This window comes from Mycobacterium sp. 1245852.3, from assembly GCF_001669335.1.
GTDB lineage: Bacteria > Actinomycetota > Actinomycetes > Mycobacteriales > Mycobacteriaceae > Mycobacterium > Mycobacterium europaeum_A.
Genome location: NZ_LZLL01000086.1, coordinates 1 through 781, shown reverse-complemented (window position 1 = coordinate 781; position 781 = coordinate 1). Strand labels below are relative to the sequence as shown.

Here is a 781-nt window from a genome sequence, read left to right as displayed (position 1 = left end):
TGGGCCTGCTGCGGCGCATCGATGCCGAGACGGTGATCTTGCCCCGCCACGTCGGACAGGTGCTGCGCGGCGAGCAGGTCCCCGACTGGCCCGGGCTGCAACCGTTTCGCCCAGCGCGGACGCCGCCAGATCAGCGCCGCCGACGCCGCCGCCGCGTCGACGCCGGCGCCGGGGGGCAGCTCGGACAGCATGCCCAGCAACAGCCGGCGGTCCAGCGGCGCGGCCGTGGAGTACAGGCCGTCGGTCAGGGCCCCGTAGGGCTTGGCGTCGGGGCCGCGGCTGCCGATCAGCGCCGGCCGGCCGGGCAGATCCAGCCAGCTGGCGGCCAACAGCTGCCAGCGCTCGGCGACCGACAGCGCGGCGTAGCGGTCGGTGACGATCGTCGGCGCCCAGTACGGCGCCTCGCCGGTGACCGGTTCGGGGTCGGGCATGCCGCTGGCGATCAATCCGGCCGCGGCCGTGACTTCGAGGAGCAAACCCAGCCGCTGCTCGTCGATGCCGGTCACCTTGCTCAGCCGTTTGACCTCGCGGATTCCCAGGCCGCCGCTGCGCAGCTCGGAAACCGGCGCGGCGGAGAGGGTTTCGAGCAGGACGTCGACCTCGCGCAGCAAGTCGATGACGGCCCCGGCCGCCGCGGCGTCGGCATCGTCGGGCGTGGTGGTCGACACCACCGGGTCGGGAGCGGTCAGTTGCATGGGACCGGGCTGCTCGCCGCGCAGCACCTGTCCGACGTGGCGGGGCAAGATCACCGTCTCGGCATCGATGCGCCGCAGCAGGCCCA

Annotated in this window: 1 pseudogene; it reads right to left on the bottom strand. The window is 73.9% G+C overall.

The window, feature by feature from the left end:
* Positions 1–781: pseudogene (locus A9W96_RS03920) on the bottom strand (DNA-binding protein); the annotation flags it as partial.